Annotated in this window: 1 protein-coding gene; it reads right to left on the reverse strand. The window is 31.0% G+C overall.

Going from position 1 to position 593, the window contains the following annotated elements; genetic code table 11:
* Positions 1-48: 48 nt before the first annotated feature.
* On the reverse strand, positions 49-593 hold a 545-nt coding region (locus tag HMPREF0381_RS14250; RefSeq protein ID WP_008752710.1), incomplete at its 5' end, for an ISAs1 family transposase.

Genomic DNA, 593 nt, shown 5'->3' on the forward strand with positions numbered 1-593 from the left:
ACAAACGCATGAAATGTTATACTCCCCCTTTGGCAAAAATATCATTTTTTAAAAAGCCAATACCTGCTCTAAAAATTCCGCAGGGTTCATACTAATAACAAATCTCTTCTTTTTCATAGACAATTTAGGCCGAAATATCTCTATCATTTTTAATATGCTTATACACCATTTCCTGATAATATTTAAATTTTCTGCTGCTCTTTTATCTATTGTTTTATTTGCATCTTCTTTAAATGTTACATCTAAATGCCAATGCATACTCTCTACACTCCAATGTCCTCTCACCGACCTTGAAAATAATTCTATATCTTCTTTCAAACTGCTTATATAATATCGATATTCTTTTTTCCTTTCTTCTCCCCTTATTATTGTTTTTTCCTCCATCCCTATGCTCTTTAGACCTTTCCACTCTTTCTTACTCTCAAGCCATTTTATTTCTTCCGTTTGGTAATACTCTCGTATCTCTATTTGACCATGTGCCTTCTCTCTTGTTTTCTTATATATTCCCTTTTGCTTTATTTTTTTCTTTTCTTCCTCATCATTTAAAAATAAACTTACTTCTTCACATAATACCTTTTGATTACCTTTTAAGG

This window comes from Lachnoanaerobaculum saburreum DSM 3986 (assembly GCF_000185385.1).
Taxonomy (GTDB): Bacteria; Bacillota; Clostridia; order Lachnospirales; family Lachnospiraceae; genus Lachnoanaerobaculum; species Lachnoanaerobaculum saburreum.